Origin of the sequence: Cellulomonas sp. IC4_254, assembly GCF_011603975.1 — a bacterium.
In the GTDB taxonomy this organism is placed as follows: Bacteria; Actinomycetota; Actinomycetes; order Actinomycetales; family Cellulomonadaceae; genus Cellulomonas.
Genome location: NZ_JAANNB010000060.1, coordinates 1 through 18,460 on the forward strand (window position 1 = coordinate 1; position 18,460 = coordinate 18,460).

Annotated in this window: 14 protein-coding genes; 3 read left to right on the forward strand and 11 right to left on the reverse strand. The window is 75.9% G+C overall.

The window, feature by feature from the left end:
• Positions 1-793 (reverse strand): TRIC cation channel family protein (locus tag G6556_RS08090; protein WP_346774780.1); only part of this gene is annotated, 793 nt, incomplete at its 3' end.
• A gap of 104 nt (positions 794-897) precedes the next feature.
• On the opposite strand from G6556_RS08090, the gene sepH reads away from it, so the two are divergent.
• Positions 898-2,025: a septation protein SepH gene (gene sepH, locus G6556_RS08095; RefSeq protein WP_166940218.1), complete on the forward strand. Its 1,128-nt coding sequence runs from the start codon at positions 898-900 to the stop codon at positions 2,023-2,025.
• Positions 2,026-2,073: 48 nt separating this feature from the next.
• Here the strand turns inward: sepH and G6556_RS08100 are convergent, their stop codons facing one another.
• The 4 genes from G6556_RS08100 to G6556_RS08115 form a co-directional block, all read right to left on the reverse strand.
• Positions 2,074-2,733, reverse strand: a complete 660-nt coding sequence (locus G6556_RS08100) for a thymidine kinase (protein WP_166940220.1) — start codon at positions 2,731-2,733, stop codon at positions 2,074-2,076.
• Positions 2,734-2,810: 77 nt separating this feature from the next.
• Positions 2,811-3,989 carry an alkaline phosphatase family protein gene (locus tag G6556_RS08105; protein ID WP_166940222.1) on the reverse strand — a complete coding sequence of 393 codons (1,179 nt, stop codon included), beginning with the start codon at positions 3,987-3,989 and terminating at the stop codon, positions 2,811-2,813.
• 2 nt (positions 3,990-3,991) lie between these two features.
• Entirely contained in the window at positions 3,992-4,561 is a 570-nt protein-coding gene (locus G6556_RS08110; protein WP_166940224.1) for a DUF5998 family protein, read from the reverse strand.
• 51 nt (positions 4,562-4,612) lie between these two features.
• Entirely contained in the window at positions 4,613-7,426 is a 2,814-nt protein-coding gene (locus G6556_RS08115; RefSeq protein WP_166940226.1) for a GNAT family N-acetyltransferase, read from the reverse strand.
• Positions 7,427-7,544: 118 nt separating this feature from the next.
• Here G6556_RS08115 and G6556_RS08120 point away from each other — a divergent pair, with 118 nt between their 5' ends.
• A complete protein-coding gene (locus tag G6556_RS08120; protein ID WP_166940228.1) occupies positions 7,545-10,058 on the forward strand; it encodes a DNA topoisomerase IV subunit A in 2,514 nt (837 codons plus the stop codon).
• A 160-nt stretch (positions 10,059-10,218) separates the two neighbouring features.
• On the opposite strand, the gene G6556_RS08125 is transcribed toward G6556_RS08120, so the two are convergent.
• The 3 genes from G6556_RS08125 to G6556_RS08135 all read right to left on the reverse strand — a co-directional run bounded on the left by G6556_RS08125 (position 10,219) and on the right by G6556_RS08135 (position 14,049).
• Positions 10,219-10,692: a MarR family transcriptional regulator gene (locus tag G6556_RS08125; protein WP_166940230.1), complete on the reverse strand. Its 474-nt coding sequence runs from the start codon at positions 10,690-10,692 to the stop codon at positions 10,219-10,221.
• Between the two features lie 44 nt (positions 10,693-10,736).
• Positions 10,737-11,786 (reverse strand): GNAT family N-acetyltransferase, encoded by a 1,050-nt coding sequence (locus G6556_RS08130; RefSeq protein WP_166940232.1) that lies wholly within the window; start codon positions 11,784-11,786, stop codon positions 10,737-10,739.
• Positions 11,787-11,901: 115 nt separating this feature from the next.
• Complete coding sequence (locus tag G6556_RS08135) at positions 11,902-14,049, reverse strand: DNA topoisomerase IV subunit B (protein WP_346774782.1); 2,148 nt, start codon at positions 14,047-14,049, stop codon at positions 11,902-11,904.
• A gap of 208 nt (positions 14,050-14,257) precedes the next feature.
• On the opposite strand from G6556_RS08135, the gene G6556_RS08140 reads away from it, so the two are divergent.
• Positions 14,258-14,485 (forward strand): hypothetical protein, encoded by a 228-nt coding sequence (locus tag G6556_RS08140; RefSeq protein WP_230323286.1) that lies wholly within the window; start codon positions 14,258-14,260, stop codon positions 14,483-14,485.
• Between the two features lie 172 nt (positions 14,486-14,657).
• On the opposite strand, the gene G6556_RS08145 is transcribed toward G6556_RS08140, so the two are convergent.
• The 3 genes from G6556_RS08145 to G6556_RS19455 all read right to left on the reverse strand — a co-directional run.
• Entirely contained in the window at positions 14,658-16,220 is a 1,563-nt protein-coding gene (locus G6556_RS08145) for an RNA polymerase sigma factor (RefSeq protein WP_346774783.1), read from the reverse strand.
• A 279-nt stretch (positions 16,221-16,499) separates the two neighbouring features.
• Positions 16,500-16,898, reverse strand: coding sequence for a universal stress protein (locus tag G6556_RS08150; RefSeq protein WP_166940238.1), 399 nt, complete (start codon positions 16,896-16,898; stop codon positions 16,500-16,502).
• A 128-nt stretch (positions 16,899-17,026) separates the two neighbouring features.
• A partial coding sequence (locus tag G6556_RS19455) for a DUF4192 domain-containing protein (RefSeq protein WP_240933997.1) occupies positions 17,027-18,460 on the reverse strand: 1,434 nt, incomplete at its 5' end.

Below are 18,460 nucleotides of genomic sequence, written 5' to 3' on the forward strand. Positions count from 1 at the left end.
CCGCGCCCGGTGCCCCGCCCGACCCCGGCCCGGTGGCGGCGTCGCCCCGCCCGGCCGCACGCGAGCGCCGGACGCGGGCCACCCAGCGCAGCAGCGGCGCCGGTTGCTCGCGGGTAGCGCGCGGGGCCCGTCCGACGCCGCCGACGCGGCCGAGGCGGGCCCGGGCGGCCTGGCGGTCCCACGGCCCCGGTGCCTGCCAGCCGAACCGCAGCGCGACCAGCCGGATGCCGAGCACCGCCACGACGGCGGCCACGACCGTGCCCTCCGACAGCGCGTCCTCGCGCCAGAGCACGGCGAGCACGAGCGCCCCGAGCAGCGACGGGATCGCGTAGAGCTGCCGCTGGTGCAGCACGGCGGGCAGCTCGCCGGTCAGCAGGTCGCGCAGCACGCCGCCCCCGACCCCGGTGATGATGCCGGCGAACACCGCGGCGGTGGCCCCGACGCCGTACTCCAGGGCCTTGATGGTGCCGACGACCGTGAACAGCGCCAGCGCCCCGGCGTCCAGGACCAGCACCAGCCGGCGCAGCCGGTGCAGCGCGGGGTGCGCGGCCCAGGTGAGCAGCCCCGCGGCGCACGCCGTCGCCACGAACTGCCACCGCGCGATGCCGACGGGCGGGATCGCGCCGATCAGCACGTCGCGCAGGATGCCGCCGCCGAGGCCCGCGACCCAGGCCAGGACGACGATGCCGAAGATGTCGAAGCCCTTGCGCACCGCGGCGAGGCCGCCGGACAGCGCGCCGACGAACACGCCCAGGAGCTCGAGCACGGGCTGCAGGGGGAGGTCGACGTGCACAGGGGAGATCATGGCAGCCGGGAGTTCCGGCGGCGCACCGCCGAGCCTCCCCGGGATCGGGCCCCGGCGATGGCAGGCTCGTCCGCGGAACGATGGGAGAGGTGATGGCCGAGCTGGAGCTGATCGGGCTGCACGAGGACGGGGAGCACCTGGTCCTCGCCGCGGCCGACGGGCAGCGCTACCGCCTGCGCATCGACGAGCCGCTGCGTGCCGCGGTGCGGCGCGACCGCCCGCAGCTGGAGCAGATCCGCGCCGAGCAGTCGGGCGTGCCGAGCCCGCGGGAGATCCAGGCGCGCGTGCGCGCCGGGCAGTCCGCGGAGCAGATCGCCGAGGAGTCGGGGCTGGCCGTCGAGCACGTGCGGCGGTTCGAGGGCCCCGTGCTCGCCGAGCGCGAGTTCGTGGCCGGGCAGGCGCGCGCTACCCGGGTGGGCCGCGACGTCGGCGCCCCGGTCCTGGGCGAGCTGGTGGTCGACCGGCTGGCGGCGCGCGGCGTCGACACGGCGGCGGTGACGTGGGACGCGTACCGCGAGGCCGGCGGAGGCTGGCTCGTCGTCGCGCGGTTCCGCGTGGAGGACGACGCCCGCGAGGCACGCTGGTCCTACGACGCGCAGGCGCGCGCGGTGCACGCGGAGGAGGACGAGGCCCGCTGGCTCTCCGAGACGGAGATCGCCGACGGCCCGGTCCCCCGCCGGCACCTGTCCGCGGTGCGCGACCTCGTGTACGACGTGGACGCCGACGTGCGCCCGGTGCTCGCCGCGGTGGACGCCCCCGGGCGCGCGCAGCACCGCGAGGAGGAGGATCCGGCGGACGACCTGCGGGCGACGCACGAGCTCCTGGACGACCTGCGCGCCCGCCGCGGCGTGCGGCAGACGCTCGACCTCGAGGACGACGACGACGGCGACGCGTTCGGCGGCTTCGGGCCGCAGCACGCGTTCGACTTCGGCCAGCTCGACGAGCCCGCCGCCCCGGGCGCCCACCCGGTCGACGCCGAGCCCGCCGCCGAGGCCCGGATCTACCCGGCGCCCGCCCGCGCGCGCGCCGACGAGGACGAGCCGGAGACCCCGGTCGCGCTCGAGCCCGGCGAGCCGCAGCCCGTCGCCGCGGCCGCTCCGGACGAGGACACCACGCCGACGCGCCCCGAGGAGCAGCCCCGGCCGCGCTCCGGCGGACGGCGCGGCCGGCCGAAGGTGCCGAGCTGGGACGAGATCGTGTTCGGCGCCAAGCCGGAGTGACGCGCGGGCGGGGGCGGTGACGCCGCCCCCGCCCGCGTCGCCCGGGGCTCAGTCCCCCGCGAGCAGCCCGAGCGTCTGCGGCGACAGCGCCGGCGCGCCCGACGTGCGGGCGGTCATCCGCAGCCGGTGGTGCTTGCGGCACAGCACCTCGTAGCCCACGGCGTCGCCGTCCGACGGCACCGCGACGTCCCCGACGACGACCTGCGCGCCCTCGACGACCATCCCGCCGTGCTCGGTGCGGGCGTTCTGCGTCGCGCGCGCGCCGCACCAGCACAGCGCCTGGACCTGCAGCGTCTCGACGCGGTCGGCCAGCTCGAGCAGCCGCGCGGACCCGGCGAACAGCCGGGTGCGGAAGTCGGTGGTGATCCCGAACGCGAACACGTCGACGTCCAGGTCGTCGACCACCCGGCCGAGCTGCTCGACCTGCTCGGCGGAGTAGAACTGCGCCTCGTCGCAGATGAGGAAGTCCACCCGCGCGCCGCGGCTGCGCCGCTGCACGACCTCGTCCCAGAAGTCGGTGGCGGGCGCCACCTCGTGCGCGGGCACCGACAGCCCGAGCCGCGAGGACAGCACGTGCTCGCCCGCGCGGTCGTTCTGGGTGAACAGCACCCCGCCCCGGCCGCGGGCCGTGTGGTTGTGGTGCATCTGCAGCGCCAGGGTGGACTTGCCGCAGTCCATGGTGCCGCAGAAGAAGACCAGCTCGGCCACGTGCTCCTCGTTCCTCGTCGTGCTCGGTCGTCGGTCGCGCGCCGGGCGCGGGTCGTCGTGCGGGGCGGTGCCGCGGCTCAGGTGTGCACGGCGAGCAGCGGCACCCGCAGCTCGGCCGGGGTCAGCGAGCCGTGCACGCCGACGAGCTGCAAGGACGCCGCCGTCTGGGTGCGGGAGTCCACCACGGTGGCCCGCCCCGTCGCCGCGACCACCAGGTCGCCGATCAGCGGCCGCACGTGCCCGGACACGGGGCCGAACAGCCCGGCCGCGACGGCGTCGTCCCCGGTGAGCACGACGGCGTCGTCGCCGAGCACGTCCGCCCACCGGGCCTCCGCCGCGCGCGGGTCGACGCCCGGGTCGAGGTGCACGTGCAGCGCGCGCGGCTCCCCCGCCACCAGCGCCACGCCCTCGGCGAGGCCCGGCGTGGTCGCCACGTCCCGGCGCCGGGACGGGTCGACGTCAACCATGCCGTGGTCGGCGGTGACGACGACGGTGGCGTCCTTCGGCAGCGAGCGGACCAGCCGGCGCAGCTCGCCGTCGAGCGCCTCGAGCTGGTCGCCCCACTGCCAGGAGCCGGCGCCCTCGTGGTGGCCCGTCTTGTCGACGTCGCCCCAGTACAGGTAGACGAGGCCCGGCTCCCGGAGCAGGCGCAGCGCCGCGTCGACCCGCTGCGCCAGCGACTCGGCGGCCCGGTACCCGCCGCCGCGCAGGGCGGCCTCGGTGAGCCCGGAGCCCATGAACTTCGCGGGCCCGACGGTGGTGACGGTGACGCCGTGCGCGACGAGACGCTCGAACACCGTGGGCTCGCGCTGCCACTCGCGCGCCGGCCCGAGGCCGTCCCACGAGACCATGTTCGCGAGGCCGCCGCTGCTCGGGTTGCGGACCGTGTAGCCGACCAGGCCGGTGCGCCCGGGGCCGGTCCCGGTGCCGAACGACCCCATCGAGGCGGCGGTGGTCGACGGGTAGCCGGCGGACAGCGGCGCGGCCCCGTTCAGCAGCGACCGCAGGAACGGGGCGTGCCCGGCGCGCTCGGTCAGGTTCTCGTAGCCCAGGCCGTCGACCAGGACGACGCACACCCGGTGCGCCGCCGGCAGCCCGAGCTGCGCGCGCCGGGCCGGCCCGTCGGGCACCGGGGCGCCGAGGGCGTCGGCGACGGCGGGCAGCAGGCCCGAGAGCGACGGGCCCTCGTAGTCGGGCGGCACGAGGCCCGCGTCCGCGAGCCGGGCCGGCACGGTGGACGACGCGGCGGCGGTCATCGTCAGCGCGCGCTCGCCGCGGACAGCCGCTTCGCGAACGCCACGGCGTCGCGCACGGCGCCCTCGCCCTCGGCGACGGCGGACACCCGGACGACCACGTCGTCGGGGGTGAGCGTGCCGGTGAGGCCGTGGTCCGCGTCGCAGCTCGGGTCGGCGCAGCCGGCGGGCTCCAGGTCCACCCGGGACACGGCACCCCAGCCGACCGCGAGCGTGAGCTCGGCGGCGAGCGTGCCCGGGCGGTGCTGCTCCGGGCTGGCGATGACGTGGGTGAGCGCGACCGAGCGCAGCTCGGACAGCGGGACGGCCTCGGTGGTGGCAGCCGCGCTGGCGGACGGGTGCTCGCTGTCGGCCGGGTGGTCGTCCACGTGCGCGACCACGAGCCGCGTCGGGGTCAGCGCCAGGACCGTGACGTGCCGGCGCACCTCCTGCGCGTCGAACGTGGTCTCCGGGTGCACGAGGTAGGCCTCGACGGGCTCGTCCGCGAGCGCGACGTCGAGGACGTCGGCGACCAGGTCGGGGTAGTACCCGGCGCGGTGCAGGTCACGGAGCAGGTCGGTGGAGGGTGCAGGCACCGGCACATCCTCCCACCCGCGGGGCCGCGCCGTCACACCCCCGCCCCGGCGTCAGGCGGGCAGGGCGCGGCGCGGGCCGTCGGCGCGGGTCGCCGCGACCCCGACGCGGGCCGTCGCACCCAGCACGTACGCACCGCGCTCGGCCACCACGACCGGGTTCAGCTCGAGGTGCAGCAGCTCGGGCAGCTGGTCGGCCAGGACCGCCACCCGGGCCAGCACGTCCTCCAGCGCCGCGACGTCGAGGGGCGGGACACCGCGGTAGCCGAACAGCCGGGGCGAGGACCGCGGCGCGCGCACCATGCCGGAGACGTCGACGTCGGTGAGCGGCGGGACCGCCCAGGCCACGTCGCCGAGCAGGTCGGTGGTGTCGCCGCCCAGCCCGAACCCGAGCACCGGGCCGAACAGCGGGTCCTCGGCGGACCGGATGACGCAGGCGACGCCGTGCGGGGCCATCGCCTGCACCTCGAGCGGCGCGCGACCCGGCTCCGGCTCGCGGCCGGCGGCCAGCGAGAGCACCTGGTCGACGTCCGCGCGGAGCTCGGCCTCGTCGTGCACGTCCAGCCGCACCCCGCCGAGGTCGGACCGGTGCCGCAGGGCGGGCACGGTGGACTTCAGCGCGACCGGCCAGCCCAGCCGGTCCGCCGCGGCGACGGCCTCGTCGGCGTCGTGCACGCCCACCGTCGGGAACACGTGCACGCCGGCGAGGCCGAGGAGCTCGGCCACCTGCTCGTGCGTGAGGTCCAGCGAGGCACGGGTGCCGGCCTCGTCGAGCCAGCCCGCGATCCGCCGGCGCGCGGTGCGCGCGTGGATGCCCTCGGGCGCGACCAGCCGGCCGCGGTCGGCGGCGCGCCACGCGGCGTACCGGGCGGCCTGGTCCAGCGCGAGGACCGCGTCCTCCGGCGTCGTGTAGGCCGGGACCGTGCGCAGCACGCCGTCGGCGTCCGGGGCGGTCAGCGCGGGCGTCGCGCCGTGCAGGCCCAGCAAGCACGCGACCGACGTCCGCCCCGACCCCGCGGCGTGCCGGGCGAGCGCCTGCGCCACCCGGTCGTCGCGCGGCCCGACGGTGGGCACGTGCATGGTGACGACGACCTCGACGTCCGGGTCGGCGTACACCGCGGCGAACGTGCGCTCGACCTTCGCGTCGTCGGCGTCCTCGTGCAGGATCGCCGGCGCCCGGGACACGGTGAACCCCGCGGCGGCCAGCGCCTCGGACACGAGCGACGCGGCGGCGGACGACGACGCGACCACGGCGGCCCTGCGACCGGGCGGCAGCGGCTGGAGCGCGAACAGCTGGGACACCTCGAGCATCTGGTGCACGTTGTCCACCAGCACGACGCCCGAGCGGCGCATGACCTCCTGCAGCGTCTGCCGGGACGCCTGCGTCGGCCGCACCGCGTGCCCGGGCGGCACCACGTGGCCGGACCGGCCGGCTGTGACCACCACGACGGGCTTGGCGGCCGCCAGCCGCCGGGCGACGCGGGAGAACTTCCGGGGGTTGCCGATCGACTCCAGGTACAGCGCGACGACGTCGGTCGCGTCGTCGTCCTGCCAGAACTGCATGAGGTCGTTGCCGGAGACGTCCGCCCGGTTGCCCGCGGACACGAGGTGCGCCAGCCCGAGGTGCCGCCGGCGCACCGAGCCGAGGATCGACACCGCGGTGGACGCCGACTGGCAGAACAGGCCGATCCGCCCCGGCGGCGGCGGGTCCTCCGTGAGCGAGGCGTTGAGCAGGCCGCCGGCCGCGTGCGCCAGGACGCCGTACGACCGCGGGCCGACCACCCGGAGCCCGGCGGCGTGCGCGGCGCGCAGCAGGGCCCGCTGGAGGGCCAGGCCGGTCGGGCCCTGCTCGGCGTAGCCGCCGGAGAGCACGACCACGCCCTTGACCCCGAGCCGACCGAGCGCGCGCACGGCGACGACCGCCTCGGCGGCGGGCAGGGCCAGCACGGCCAGGTCGACGGGGCCGGGGACGTCGTCCAGGCGGTCCCAGTGGTGCACCGCCGGGGCCGGCGCTCCCCCGGCCGGCGCGGCGTCGCCGGGGGCCGCGGGCGCCGGGCGGCCGACGACGTGCACCTCGACCGCCCGCTCGTCGCCACCGGCGGCCGTGACCGCGCCGGTGCGGTGCGCCGGGTCGTCCGCGGCCGGCACCCCGCCGACCAGGTCGGCGAGCACCCGCTCCGCGCGCCGGGCGTCCAGCGACCCCGGTTCCGCGCTCGGCGACGACAGCACCAGCACCGACCGGGCGGTGAGCAGCGCCTGGACGCTGCGCGCCTCGGCGGCGTGCTCGCGGGCCATCATCACCGCGAGCGACCGGTCGGTCGGGTCGATGTCGAAGCCCACCGTCACCACGCCGTCCTCCAGCCGCTGCTGCAGGGAGTACCCGGCCTCGCGGAACACCGCGATCATCCGCCCGTTCTGCGGCAGCACGTCGGCGGTGAACCGGCGGATCCCGCGCTCGCGCGCCGCCGCGGCCAGGTGCTCCAGCAGCACGGAGCCGAGCCCGCGGCCGTGGTGCGCGTCGGCGATGTTGAACGCGACCTCCGCCTCGTCGGGCCCGACCTTGTCGTACCGGGCGACGCCGATGATCGCGTCGTCCGCCGTCACCGCGACGAGCGCGACCCGGTCCCGGTGGTCGACGCGGGTGAACCGCGCGAGGTCCCGGTCCCCCAGCCGCTCCAGCGGCGCGAAGAACCGGAACACGATCGAGGCCTCGGACTGCCCGACGTGGAACGCCTGCAGCGCGTCGGCGTCCTCGGGGCGGATCGGCCGCACGTGCGTGGTGCTGCCGTCGCGGAGCACGACGTCGGCCTCCCAGCTCTCCGGGTAGTCCGCCGCCTCGTCGGGCGCGCCCCCGGTGCTCTCGGCCATGCCCACGAGCCTAACCAACCGGCGCGCCGCGCGTCGTGGTGGTCCGCGGGGTCGCGGAGCGGCGACAATGGGCGCCGACCACCCGCACAGACCCTCGATCCCGGGAGCAGCCCCCAGCATGGCGCGCCGCAGCAGCACCCCCGACGTCCCGCCCGAGGACGTCGTCGAGCGCATCGTCGACATCGACGTCGCGACCGAGATGGAGGGCTCGTTCCTCGAGTACGCCTACTCGGTCATCTACTCGCGCGCCCTGCCCGACGCCCGCGACGGCCTCAAGCCCGTGCAGCGCCGGATCCTGTTCCAGATGTCCGACATGGGCCTGCGCCCCGACCGGCCGTTCGTGAAGTCGGCCCGCGTGGTCGGCGAGGTGATGGGCAAGCTGCACCCGCACGGCGACACCGCGATCTACGACGCGATGGTCCGCATGGCCCAGCCGTTCTCGCTGCGGCTGCCGCTGGTCGACGGGCACGGCAACTTCGGCTCGCTCGACGACGGCCCCGCCGCCCCGCGGTACACCGAGGCGCGCATGGCGCCGTCCGCGCTCGCGATGACGCAGAGCCTGGACGAGGACGTCGTCGACTTCGTCCCGAACTACGACAACAAGCTGACCCAGCCCGGCGTGCTGCCCGCCGCGATCCCGAACCTGCTGGTCAACGGTGCGTCCGGCATCGCGGTCGGCATGGCGACCAACATGGCGCCGCACAACCTCGTCGAGGTCGTCGCCGCCGCGCGGCACCTGGTGCTGCACCCCGAGGCCACGCTGGACGAGCTCATGCGGTTCGTCCCCGGGCCCGACCTGCCCAGCGGCGGCAAGATCGTCGGCCTGGAGGGCGTGCGGGACGCGTACCGCACCGGCCGCGGCGCGTTCCGGACCCGGGCCACCGCGCGGATCGAGAACGTCACCCCGCGCCGCAAGGGCATCGTCGTCACCGAGCTGCCGTACACGGTCGGCCCGGAGAAGGTCATCGAGAAGATCAAGGAGGGCGTGCAGTCCAAGAAGCTCTCCGGCATCTCGGACGCGCTCGACCTCACCGACCGCCAGCACGGGCTGCGCCTGGTCATCGAGGTGAAGACCGGGTTCAACCCCGAGGCCGTGCTCGAGCAGCTCTACCGGTACACGCCGCTCGAGGACTCGTTCTCGATCAACAACGTGGCCCTGGTCGACGGCCAGCCGCGGACCCTCGGCCTGCGCGACCTGCTCCAGGTCTGGGTGGACCACCGGATCTCCGTCGTGCGGCGCCGGAGCCAGTTCCGGCTGCGCAAGAAGCAGGAGCGGCTGCACCTGGTCGAGGGTCTGCTCATCGCGATCGTCGACATCGACGAGGTCATCCAGGTCATCCGCTCCTCCGACGACGCGGACGCCGCGCGCACCCGGCTGCGCCAGGTGTTCGACCTGTCCGAGCCGCAGGCCGAGTACATCCTCGAGCTGCGGCTGCGCCGGCTCACGAAGTTCTCCCGCATCGAGCTCGAGAAGGAGCGCGACGAGCTGCTCGGCGAGATCGAGGCGCTGCAGGCGATCCTCGGCGACGAGGCGCTGCTCCGCACCACGGTGAGCGACGAGATGGCCGAGGTCGCCGCGACCTACGGCACCCCGCGCCGCACGATCCTGCTCGAGTCCGCCGGTGGTGTGGCCACGGCCGCCGAGGGCGCCCCGGCTCCCCGGTCCGGCCGGGCCGCCGCCCCCGCGCTGTCGCTCGAGATCGAGGACACCCCCTGCTACGCCCTGCTGTCCGCGACCGGCCTCGTCGCGCGCACCGGCAGCACCGACGTCGAGCTGCGGCCCGCGCCGGGTGCGGCACGCGCCAAGCACGACGTGCTGTCCGGCGTCGTCACGACGTCCGTCCGCGGCGAGGTCGGCGTGCTGACGTCCCGCGGCGTCGTCCGCCGGGTGTCCGTGCTCGACCTGCCCGGGCTGCCGCCGACCGACGGCCCGCCGCACCTGTCCGGCGGGCTGCCGCTCACCGAGCTGCTCGCGCTGGACAAGGGCGAGAAGGTCGTCGGGCTGGTGTCCGTCGCGGCCGACGCCCCGACGCTCGCGATCGGCACCGCCCAGGGCGTCGTCAAGCGGGTGACCTCCGGCGAGGCCCCCGCGAACCGCGACTCCTGGGAGGTCATCGGCCTCAAGGACGGCGACGAGGTGGTCGGCTGCGCGACCGTGACCGACGACGACGAGCTCGTGTTCGTCGCCTCGGACGCGGCCCTGCTGCACTTCTCGGCGGCCTCCGTGCGGCCCCAGGGCCGCCCCGCCGGCGGGATGGCGGGCATCAAGCTCGCGCCCGGCCAGCGGGTCGTGCACTTCGGCGCGCTGCCCGCCGGCTCCGACGCGGCCGACGACGACGAGGGGCCGGTCGTCGTGACCGTCGCCGGGTCGTCGAGCGCCCTGCCCGGCACCCAGACCGGCTCGGCCAAGGTCACGCCGTTCTCCCGGTACCCGGGCAAGGGCCGGGCCACCGGCGGCGTCCGCGCGCACCGGTTCCTCAAGGGCGAGGACGCGCTGTTCCTCGCCTGGGTCGGCCCCGCGCCGGCGCGGGCCACGGGCTCGGCGGGGCAGCCGGTCGACCTGCCGGAGCCGGACGACCGCCGGGACGGCTCGGGTCAGCCGCTGACGGCCCCGCCGCTGGCCATCGGCTGACGCCTGCGGCGGCCCCGGCTCGGCCTCGGGGCCCGGCTGCGCCCCGAGTGAGCAGGAAACGCGTCGAGCGAGTACCCGGCGGTTACTCACTCGGCGCGTCTTCTACCCACTCGCGGGCCGTCCGCGCGGCGGCGGGCCGGCGGCGGGGCGGCGCGCGGGGTCAGCGGGCCTGGCCCGAGGCGGCGATGCGGGCGCGGACCAGGCCCGAGACCTCGACGAGCGACGCGACCTGCGCCTCGTCCAGCGGTGACAGCAGCAGCTCCCGGACGAGCACCCGGCGGGTCTGCTGCGCGGCGCGCGCGGCGACCTCGCCCGCGTCGGTCAGGCACACGACCGTGCCGCGGCCGTCCTGCCGGTCGCGGCTGCGCGTCACCAGCCCGCGGGTCTCCATGCGGCGCAGCTGGTGCGACACCCGGCTGTCCTGCCACTCGGCGGCCGCGGCGAGGTCCTTCGCGCGCAGGCCGGGGCGCCCGGCCGCGAGCAGCGGCTCCAGCAGCTCGAGGTCGGCGACGGACACGCCGGCGTCGGCGCCGAGCCCTCGCTCGAGCGCCGTGAACATCTCCCGGGAGAGTCCCAGGTACATGCGCCAGGTCGCGTCCTCCTCGACCTGCACGCGCCCGTCCTCTGGAGCCATGGGCACAGCGTAGGGCCCCGCCGTCGCGCGGCGGGGCCGTTCCGTCAGACCTCGATGGTGTACATGATCGCGCCGTGCGTCACCTCGTACCCGAGGCTGGCGTACAGGCCGTGCGCCCCCGACGGGTTCTCGGTGTCGACGTCGAGCTCGGCGTACTGCATGCCGTCCGCCCGGAACGACGCCATGGCGGCGGTCAGGAGGGCCGGTGCGAGGCCGCGCCCGCGCCACCCGCGCCGCACGCCGAGCAGCTCGGTGTACCCGGACGTGAACCCGGCGATCTCCCAGTCGTGCTCGTACCGGCCGGAGATCGTGTACCCCGCGACCTCGCCGGTCGCCTCGTCCAGGGCGACGTGGCTCCACTGCGGGGCGAACATCGCGCGCCCCTGCTGCCAGTGCTCGGCGGTGCGGGGCTCGCTCCCCCAGTGGTCGGCGAACGCCTCGTTGTGCGCGAGCCGCACGGCGTCGTCCAGCTCCGCCGACCACGGCACGATCCGGACGCCGTCGGTCGGGCGCGGCTCCGGCAGCGGGAGCGACAGGTCGCGGCGCATGTCGGTGAAGTAGCGGATCGGCGCGTAGCCGGCCGCGGCGTGCAGGGCGAGGGCGTCGGCCCGGTGGTCCTCCAGGAACGCGGCGATCCGGCCGGGCGCGTCCTTGCCGGACTCGGCGAGCTTCTGCCGCGCGCGGGCGGTGGCCCAGGCGAGGATCGCGCGCCCGACGCCCCGGCCGCGCCACGCCGGGTCGACGCCGCCCGACACCCAGACCCGGATGACCCGCACGTCCCCGGGCGGGGCGTCGATCGTGATCCAGGCGCGCGGCACCCCGTCCGGGTCCAGGCCGACCCGCGAGTCCCGCGCCGGGTCCTTCCAGGCGCCGTCGAAGCCCTCGCCGACCTCGGTCTCGCTCGTGCGGAACGGCTGGGCGTCGGCGGCCTCGATGCGCGCCACCAGCGCGGCAAGCACGGGGACGTCGTCGCGGGTGAGCGCGCGCCAGGTCAGGCCCGTCGCGGCGGGGTCGGGCTCGGGCAGGGTCGGGGGCGCGGCGGCCCGCACCGCCAGCGGCGGGACGGCGGCGGGCGTCTCGGTCGTCTCGGGCATGCGGGACACGGTGCCCGACGACGGCCCGCCGTGTCACGCGGATTCGCCGCCGGCCCCGTCGAGCGGCAGGTGACGAGGGTGGACGGCGCGGAGCCGGCGCCCCGGAAGGCGCGGGTCAGGCGTCGATCTGCGAGGCGTCCAGCGTCGAGGCACCGGCCACGATGAAGTCCTTGCGGGGGGCGACGTCCGAGCCCATCAGCAGCTCGAAGGTCTCCTCCGCGCTGCGGACCAGCGCGTCGGCCGACTCGGCCGCCGGCAGCGTCACCCGGCGCAGCGTGCGGTGCCGCGGGTCCATCGTCGTCTCCGACAGCTGGTCCGCGTCCATCTCGCCGAGGCCCTTGTAGCGCTGGATGTCGTCCTTGTAGCGCTTGCCGGCCCGGTCGAGCTTCTTCAGCGTCGCGGCGAGCTCGGCCTCCGAGTACGTGTAGATGTACTCGTTCTTCCGGCTGCCGGCGCCGATGACCTCGATGCGGTGCAACGGCGGGACCGCGGCGTACACCCGCCCGGCCTCGACCAGCGGCCGCATGTACCGGAAGAACAGCGTGAGCAGCAGGGTGCGGATGTGCGCGCCGTCGACGTCGGCGTCGGTCATCAGCACGATCTTCCCGTACCTCGCGGCGTCCAGGTCGAAGGTCCGGCCCGAGCCCGCGCCGATCACCTGGATGATCGCGGCGCACTCGGCGTTCCGGAGCATGTCCGAGATCGAGGCCTTCTGGACGTTGAGGATCTTGCCGCGGATCGGCAGCAGCGCCTGGAAGTCCGAGGACCGCGCGAGCTTCGCGGTGCCGAGCGCGCTGTCGCCCTCGACGATGAACAGCTCGCTGCGCGACACGTCGTCGCTGCGGCAGTCCGCGAGCTTCGCGGGCAGCGACGAGGACTCCAGCGCCGTCTTCCGGCGGGAGATCTCCTTCTGCTTGCGCGCCGAGACGCGGGCGCGCATCTCCCCCACGACCTTGTCGAGCAGGGCGGCGGACTGCGCCTTGTGCTCGCGCTTCGCGGACGTCATCAGCGCCGTCAGCTCGGTGTCGACGACCTTGGCGACGATGTTCCGCACCGGGGCGGTGCCGAGCACCTCCTTGGTCTGGCCCTCGAACTGCGGCTCGGCCAGCCGGACCGTGACGACCGCGGTGAGGCCGGCGAGGACGTCGTCCTTCTCGATCTTCTCCCCGCCGTCCTTGGCCGAGATCTTCAGCCGGCGGGCGTTGGCCTCGACCTGCTTGCGCAGCGTGCGGAGCACCGCGGTCTCGAAGCCCGCGAGGTGCGAGCCGCCCTTGGGCGTCGCGATGATGTTGACGAAGGTGCGGACCTCGGTCTCGTAGCCCGTGCCCCAGCGGAGCGCCACGTCGACCTCGCAGTCCCGCTGCACCTCCTGCGGCGTCATGTGCCCGCGCGCGTCGAGCACCGGCACCGTCTCGGAGAACGTGCCGGAGCCGGTGAGCTGCCAGGTGTCCGTGACCGGGGCGTCGGGCGCGAGGAAGTCCGCGAAGTCGACGGTGCCACCGTCGTGCCGGAACACCTCCTCGTGCGGGCCTTCAGCGCCCGGGGTGCCCGCGAGGCCGCGCTCGTCCCGGACGGTGATCGTCAGGCCGGGCACCAGGAAGCTGGTCTGCCGGGCGCGGGTCACGAGCTCGTCGTAGGAGAACACCGCGGACGTCGGGAAGATGTTCCGGTCCGCCCAGTACCGGATGCGGGTGCCGGTGCGGCCCTTCGCGACCTTGCCGACGACGTCGAGCTGCGACCGGGCCACGAACGGCTCGAAGGGCGACTCGGGGCTGCGGCCCGCCGCGTCGTCGAACACGCCGGGCTCGCCCCGGTGGAACGTCATCCGGTGCGTCTTGCCGCCGCGGTCCACCTCGACGTCGAGGCGCTCGGACAGCGCGTTGACCACCGAGGCGCCGACGCCGTGCAGACCGCCGGACGCGCCGTACGAGCCGCCGCCGAACTTGCCGCCCGCGTGCAGCTTGGTGAGCACGACCTCGACGCCGGTCAGACCGGTCTTGGGCTCGACGTCGACGGGGATGCCGCGGCCGCTGTCGCAGACCTCCACCGAGGAGTCGGCGTGCAGCACGATGTCGATGCGGTCGCCGTGCCCCGCCAGGGCCTCGTCGACCGAGTTGTCGATGATCTCCCACAGGCAGTGCATGAGGCCCCGGGAGTCGGTGGAGCCGATGTACATGCCCGGGCGCTTGCGGACCGCCTCGAGCCCCTCCAGCACGGAGAGGTGACGGGCGGTGTAGCTGGACTCGGCGGAAGCGGTCGACACGAGTCCCGAGGGTAATCGCTCGGACCGACACTTCCGCGGCACCATGCCGCGCCCCCCGCGCCGATCCTCAGCGGCCCGTGCCCGCGCCGTCACGATCCGGTGTCGGTCGCGTGACGGGTCGATCACGTCGGGTGATCCGGCGTACGCGGTGAGCGAACCACCCGCTCCCGACGGGAAGGATCCCGGCCGGAGATGGTTGTATGACAACGTGACGGAGACGATCGAGACCACGAACCCGCTGACCGCAGCCGACCGCTGCGACCGCTGCGGCGCTCAGGCCTACGTCCGCGTGCAGCTGCCCGTGGGCGAGCTCCTGTTCTGCGCGCACCACGCGCGCGAGCACGCGCCGAAGTACTCGCAGGTCGCCACCCACGTGCAGGACGAGACGGACAAGCTGCTCGCCGAGCACGGAGCCGGGGCCGGCGCCGCTCGCTGAGCAGCGCCAGCCGGCACGGCGGCGCACCGAACACCGGTGCCGGTCGCCACGACGACACGGAAGGGGCCCACCCGGCGCGAGCCGGGTGGGCCCCTTCCGTGCGTCCGCCCGCTGCCGGGGACGACGAAGGGCCCGCCTCCCTCACGGGAGGCGGGCCCTTCGGCGTACCGGCTCAGTCCAGGTAGTCGCGCAGCACCTGGGAGCGGCTCGGGTGCCGCAGCTTGGACATCGTCTTCGACTCGATCTGGCGGATCCGCTCGCGGGTCACGCCGTAGACCTTGCCGATCTCGTCCAGCGTCTTCGGCTGGCCGTCCGTGAGGCCGAACCGCATCGACACGACGCCGGCCTCGCGCTCGGACAGGGTGTCGAGCACCTGGTGCAGCTGCTCCTGGAGGAGCGTGAAGCTCACCGCGTCCGCGGGCACGACGGCCTCGGAGTCCTCGATGAGGTCACCGAACTCGCTGTCGCCGTCCTCGCCGAGCGGGGTGTGCAGCGAGATCGGCTCGCGGCCGTACTTCTGGACCTCGACGACCTTCTCAGGGGTCATGTCGAGCTCCTTGGCGAGCTCCTCCGGCGTGGGCTCCCGACCGAGGTCCTGGAGCATCTGCCGCTGCACGCGCGCCAGCTTGTTGATGACCTCGACCATGTGCACCGGGATGCGGATGGTGCGGGCCTGGTCGGCCATGGCGCGGGTGATCGCCTGCCGGATCCACCAGGTGGCGTACGTCGAGAACTTGTAGCCCTTGGTGTAGTCGAACTTCTCGACCGCGCGGATCAGACCGAGGTTGCCCTCCTGGATCAGGTCCAGGAACAGCATGCCGCGGCCGGTGTAGCGCTTGGCGAGCGAGACGACCAGGCGGAGGTTGGCCTCGAGCAGGTGGTTCTTGGCACGGCGGCCGTCCTGCGCGATCCACTGCAGCTCGCGCCGGGCCTTCGGCTCCAGCTCGTCACCGATCGCGGCGAGGCGCTCCTCGGCGAACAGGCCGGCCTCGATCCGCTTGGCGAGCTCGACCTCCTGCTCGGCGTTCAGCAGCGCGACCTTGCCGATCTGCTTGAGGTAGTCCTTGACCGGGTCGGCGGTGGCGCCCGCGGTCACGACCTGCTGGGCCGGTGCGTCGTCCTCGTCCCGGTCGGACACGACGAAGCCGGTGTCCGTGGTCTCCTCCGCCGCGGGGGCCTTCGTGGCGGCGGCCGCGGGGGTCTCCGCGTCGCCGTCCTCGGCGGTCTCCTCCTCGGCGACGTCGTCACCGGCCTCGAGCTCGGCGTCGTCGATCTCGACGTCCTCGAGCTCGACGTCCTCCTCGTCGCCGTCCTCGTCCGACTTGGCCTTGGTGGCCTTCGTCGCCTTCACGGGCTTGGCGGTGGCGGCCTTGCCGGTGGTCGCCTTCTTGGCGGCCGGCTTGGCGGCGGCACGCGTCTTGCGGGCGGGCTTCTCCGCCTCGTCGCCGTCCTCGGCCGCGACGACGGCCTTGGCCGACGGGCGCGCCTTCGCGGTGGTGGCCGCGACGGCGCGAGCGGGCGCGGCGGCCGGCTCCTCGATGGTGATGCCGGCGTTGGCCAGACCGCGCACGACGGCCTTGAGCCGACGGGCGTCCTCCACCTGAGCGGCCTCGCACGCGTGACGCAGCGCAGCGGCGTCGACGCTGCCGTTGGTGCGCCCGGCGCGCACGAGGTCCTGCAGGGCGGGGTGCTCGAACTCACGCGGGAGTGTGGGGGTGGGAGTCTGGGGCGTCACGAATGACCTTTCGGCAGCAAGGGACCCGGTTCGGCGCATCGGGTACCTCGATATTGTACCGGCCCGCATCCACCGCGGGATGCCCCCGGACGGGCGGCGAGGCCTCGGTCCGGCAGGCCGGATGACCTGTCGTAGGTGCTCAACGCACGACGCCCGCCGCGGATTCCCGCGGGCGGGCGTCGGAGGTGCGCGGGCCGCCGGTGCCGGCGTGTCCCGGTCGCCCGGGCGTGTCGGCGCCGGGCGGGTCCGGCGGTGCGGCGGTGGACCGCGTGGCCGGGCTCAGCTCGGGTCGGGCTTGACCGCCAGGACCGGGCACGGGGAGTCGAGCAGGATCCGCTGGGCGTTGGCGCCGAGGATCAGCTTGCCCACCGGGCTGCGGCGGCGCAGGCCGATGACGATGAGGGTGGCGTCCGTCTCCTCCGCGGTGCCGATCAGCGACTCCGCGACGTCGCGGCCACCGCTGATGACGCGGACGTCGTGCGGGACGTCCCGCGACTCGAGCGACGCGCGGACCTCGTCGAGCGCCGAGGCGAGCTCGGCCTTCTGCTCGTCGGTCTCGTCGCCGCGCTCGCTCACGACCACGACCAGCGGCTCCGACCGGCGGACCGCCTCGCCCGTCGCCGCGGCGAGGGCGGCACGCCCCTCGACCGTCGCCAGGTACCCGACCACGATGCTCATGTGTGCTCCTCGCACGTGCGCTGTGCGTCCTCGGGCGCGCACCGGTGCGCCGTCGCGCGGGTGCGGGCCGTGGACCGTGGTCCGACCGTACCGGAAGGGGTCGGGGCGCACGACCGGCCGCGGAGCGCTCAGCAGCGACGACGCACCCACCCCGGCGGCAGGCCGGCGCCGAGGGCGCGGTCGAGCAGCTCGGCGAGCCGGTGGCCCGGGTCCTGGTCCAGCGCCCGCTCGACCAGGACCGACGCCCGTACCGCGTCGCCGTCCCACCAGGCCAGCAGGGCCAGCACCGTGAGCGCGGGGGCCTGCCGCTCACGGCGGCCGTGCGCGACGACGGCCTCCAGCACCGCGCGCCCCGCCGCCACGACGTCCTCGCGCGGCTCGCGGCCCCGCACCGGGTCCACGAGCAGGTCCAGCGCGGCCCGCACCCGTCCGGACACGGCCGCGGCGTCGGGGTCCGGGACGTCGGGCGCGGGGACGTCCGGCCCGGGAGCGCAGACGCACGCCCCCCGGGCGCAGGTGCGGTCGTCGCCGGGGCGGTCCCCATCGTCGGCGCAGTCCTCGCCGCCCCCGCAGTCCTCGCCGTCCACGCAGTCCCCGCCGCGCGGCCGGTCCTCGCCGAGCGGCCGGTCCCCGTCCCGCGACCGGTCGTCGCCGCATGTGCAGCCCTCGCCACCCGGGCAGGCCTCGGCGCCGTCGGCCCCGACCCACCCGGGTCCGTCCGCGCCCGCCGAGCCCGTGCGCAGCAGCGCGTCGGGCAGCGCGGTGTCGTCGGGTGCGACGAGCGTCAGCACGACCGCGTCGCGCACCACCGGGTCGAGCAGCGCCGCCTCGAGCCGCCCGAGCGCGGCCGGCGGCACCGGCGGACCGTCGGGACCGCGGACGTCGCCGAGCGCGCTCCCCCACGCGGCGAGCGACCGCCGCCGCCACCGGAGCAGGGCGTCGGGGCCGTCGACGCGCAGCAGCACGTCCAGCCAGCGCGAGCGTGCGGCGGCGGCGGAGCGGCGCGGCCCGGGCGCCGCGGACCGCACCAGCCCGAGCTCCTCCCGGGACCCGGCGACGCCGCCGCGCCGGGCCACGAGGCGGCCGGCGAGCTCGCCGCCGGACAGGTCGGCGAGCGGCCGGCCCCCGACCGGGCAGCAGGCGCGGTCCCGGCAGTCGAGGCCGACGTAGGAACCGCCGTCGACCGACCAGACGGTCACCGGTCCCAGCCCGGCGACCGCGCAGCGCAGCACGTCGGCGGCGCGCGCCGCCGAGGAGCCCCCCGCCCGCAGGCCGCGCTCGGGGTCGCGGGGGTCGCCCTCCCCCGTGTAGAGGACCACGACGACCTCGGCCGCCCCGTCCTCTCGCAGCCGGGCGGCGAGCGTGTCCGCGAACCGGGGACCGCCCGGCGCGGTCAGGTCCCGGAGGTCGACGCGCGCGACGAGCCCGAGCCGCCGCCCGGGCGGCCGCAGCGCGACGAGCACGGCGGAGTCCCGTGGTGCGAAGCCGAGCAGGTGCGGGACGATCGCGAGCAGCTCGCGGGGGTGCCCGAGCCGCAGGGTGGTGCGCGGGTCCTCGGGGCC